This window comes from Rhizobium sp. PDO1-076 (genome assembly GCF_000247475.1).
Taxonomy (GTDB): domain Bacteria; phylum Pseudomonadota; class Alphaproteobacteria; order Rhizobiales; family Rhizobiaceae; genus Allorhizobium.
This window is the reverse complement of record NZ_AHZC01000206.1, coordinates 1-2,601: the sequence shown is the minus strand read 5'-3', so window position 1 is coordinate 2,601 and position 2,601 is coordinate 1. Positions and strand designations below refer to the sequence as shown.

Genomic DNA, 2,601 nt, shown 5'->3' with positions numbered 1-2,601 from the left:
ATGCCCTTCCGGTTGGTGAAGACGAGATAGTGGTCGCAGATCGCCTCGCCGTTCAGACGTTTGATCTTGGCGTGCTCCTTGCCGAGCAGGTTCGCGAAATCGGAGTCCGAGCACGACTTGTTGGGCGCGCTGATGTGCTTGGCTTGGAGCACGCAATGGCCGGAGAGCGGCGCGGCTGTGCTGGGGAAGGAATTGGCAGTGCCGCAAAATTTTCCGTCGCGCCCTCCATCGCGGCCGGGCGCAAAGGGGGATACGCCTTCTCCGAGCCACCGGACACAGATACGCACGACGAGTTTTTCAAACTCGTCCTCGTTCAGCTCGTGCAGTCTGTAATCGCGTGGCAGCATGAAAGAAGGATTGCAAACAAAGGTTGAAGACAACTCTAACGTTTTTGGAGTATCCGACGGGGATGGTCTTTGCAACGTCGGACGGAAAGCTCACTTAGGAGTCAGTGGCGACAAAATGACAGCGTGCCCCCGCTGTCGTCAACGATGGTGGCCGGAACCCGGTTTGTGAGGACTGCAGCGCATTGTGATCATCCGCGCAGGCCAAGCGCCCGCAGCCAGGCATCAACCTGTCCGAACGCATCCTGCTGCCACTGCGGCTCTGTCCGCCCATCAAGGATCGCGGTCTCGGCTACAAACTTTCTGACGCTCGTTGCGCCATATCCTTCAGGCGTGTCGAACTTGTCCGAGATGAACTGATAGCCTTGGGCGCCGCTCTTCTCCGCCAGCACGGCGCGGCAAGCCTCCGCAAGCACCTCGATCCCGTCGGGATAGTTGCGGATGCAATAGTAGATGTCATAGGCGTCCTTTTGCTTGTGCCTTCCATTCAGCGCGTAGCCCTTCATCGCCAGCAGGGCTGGAATCGAACAGACCGCAACCTCGACACGATTCGTACCGCCCTCCGGCATGTCACCGCTGATTGCCACCAACTGATAAAAGCGTAATGCCAGATCGGCTCCGTCGGCTCTCTGGACAGCGAAGTCTTTGAGGATGGGAGGACTATTCTTCACAATCTCCGCATGACGAGGCATGAGGAAGTCGACGACGATGTCGATAGGCGCGCCTCCATCGGCGATCGGAACTTCCCGCACCAGCTGGAAGCGCCTCAGTTCTTCGCGCTGTTTGTAGCCATTCCCCATCAGCGCTTCGACGAGATTGACATAGTCTCCATCACCGAGCGCTTCAGCATCGAGACCGAGATCGACGTCGAGTGTTCCAACGTGAGGCATGTCGTCGTTGTCGAGGAGGAGCCAGGGCACGGCGCCGCCTATCACGGCGAACTTGCCCTTGAAGCTGCCGAGGATCTGTCCGATCTCAAGGAGGACACCTTTTACGGCCCTCGTGGTACGATCCTCGTAATCTGCGGCGGACTGAGGATCGGGCGGCACTATTTTTTCCATGCGAGGGCTTCCTTTCTCAAATGCTCCGCAGCTTCCCGTCCCCGCTCGCCAGCGGCGGCAAGATCCAGATAGGTCTGAACGGGGCTCGTGCAGATTGCCGTCGGGGCAGGCTCGACGGCGTCGCCGAACAGGCCTTGCTCTTTCAACACCGTGACGGCGACATTAGAACCCGATCTGGCAGGCGAGAGCTTGAGGACGTCACGCAAGCGCTCAACGCCCGGTTCATCGGCGTAGAAATATTGCGTTGGCACGCGCCCATAGGGCACCAACCAGTGCGCGGCCGAGAACGATGCGAAGATTGCGCGCGGGCGGCCGGGCTCCGCATTCAGCGCGGTACGCGCGGCGGCCTCGAATGAGGCTCCATGCAGCGTCGTGTAGAAAGACAGGTGCTCGCCTGCCGGTGCATCGTAATCATCACGCCACGCGTCGAGCAAATCGTCGGGTCGGGTGAGGCGCAATCCGTCCCCGGTGATTTCCGCCCACTCGCGATCCACCAGCTCGCTACGAACGTTGCTGATATGGCCGAGGCTGACGTCCGACGCCGAGGCCAAATCCACGACACGCCATGCCCGGCCGGGATCTCGCAGCAAGACTCTTAGAACCTGCGCCGACTTCGGCTTGAAGACCGACTTGAGGCTGCGCTGGATCGCCGGCGGCTTCGTTTCAACCTGGCGTTCGATAAAAACGCTGTCGAATTCCACCCAGGCGTTACCAACCAAATCGAGATATCCCACATCGAATTCCCGACACACAGCCTGCGCTTCCGGGGAAAGATACGGAGCAATGAAAACCGGCATCGCAGGTGGCTCTAGCTCTCCTGCCGCTTTGCGCAATTGCAGAAGTGCCGCGCGGACATGCCGGGGCTGTCCGACCGGTTTGACCTCGCAGGCCAGGAACCGCCGTTTGCCATTGAGCCGAATCTCAGCAAGAATATCGAAACTGGATCCGGGTTCGGTAAGCTCGATTTTTTCGACGCTTATGACCGAAACCCGGCGCAACAGTGCGCCGATTGCCTCGGCTGCGCAGACCTCCACGTCATTCATCGAATTGGGTGCTTTCAACATTCGCTGAAAATGCTATTTCCAATGAAAATAGTCAAGCTGTTTCACTAGATTTATCATTTTCAACATTCGCTGAAAACTCGATCCAGCCTGAAATTATCCAGTTTCCCAGTCTTCAAAGGCACCCAGCGGCAT

3 protein-coding genes are annotated in these 2,601 nt (G+C 58.5%); all 3 read right to left on the bottom strand.

Annotation, left to right across the window (positions count from 1 at the left end; all coding sequences use genetic code 11):
• A partial coding sequence (locus PDO_RS12440) for a PDDEXK family nuclease (protein ID WP_007602001.1) occupies positions 1–347 on the bottom strand: 347 nt, incomplete at its 3' end.
• A gap of 188 nt (positions 348–535) precedes the next feature.
• A complete protein-coding gene (locus PDO_RS12435) occupies positions 536–1,405 on the bottom strand; it encodes a nucleotidyl transferase AbiEii/AbiGii toxin family protein (RefSeq protein ID WP_007601999.1) in 870 nt (289 codons plus the stop codon).
• Positions 1,393–2,469, bottom strand: a complete 1,077-nt coding sequence (locus tag PDO_RS12430) for a type IV toxin-antitoxin system AbiEi family antitoxin (RefSeq protein WP_007601997.1) — start codon at positions 2,467–2,469, stop codon at positions 1,393–1,395. Before PDO_RS12430 ends, PDO_RS12435 begins: the two co-directional genes overlap by 13 nt.
• Positions 2,470–2,601 lie beyond the last annotated feature (132 nt).